Source organism: Methylophaga sp. UBA1464 (assembly GCF_002325665.1).
In the GTDB taxonomy this organism is placed as follows: Bacteria; Pseudomonadota; Gammaproteobacteria; order Nitrosococcales; family Methylophagaceae; genus Methylophaga.
On record NZ_DCSO01000075.1, the window covers coordinates 2,707 to 3,023 of the forward strand.

The 317-nt window shown below is 43.8% G+C and carries 1 protein-coding gene; it reads right to left on the minus strand.

Annotated elements, in window-relative coordinates; translation table 11 throughout:
- Nucleotides 1-159 precede the first annotated feature (159 nt).
- On the minus strand, nucleotides 160-317 hold a 158-nt coding region (locus tag B3O33_RS15980; protein ID WP_349676313.1), incomplete at its 5' end, for a peptidoglycan DD-metalloendopeptidase family protein.

Genomic DNA, 317 nt, shown 5'->3' on the forward strand with positions numbered 1-317 from the left:
CCTTAAATCATCAATCGGCAAGTCAGGTTTGGCGACAGGGTTTTTATCGGCTAACACCATTTGGCCAAAAATCAATGTGATGCCGATAATGACACCCGCTGTTACCAGCGCAAAATCTCGTTTCAAAAAGCGCATATGAACTTTATTCCTTATTTCTAATTAACCCTGCTTGCGCAGCCATTGTATCGGATTGGTTGGACTGCCTTTATGACGTACTTCAAAATATAATCCAGCGGTTTGTCTGACACCTTGGTCGCCACTCTGTGCAATTACCTGACCGGCTTTCACAACATCACCCGTGTTTTTAAGGAGACTGT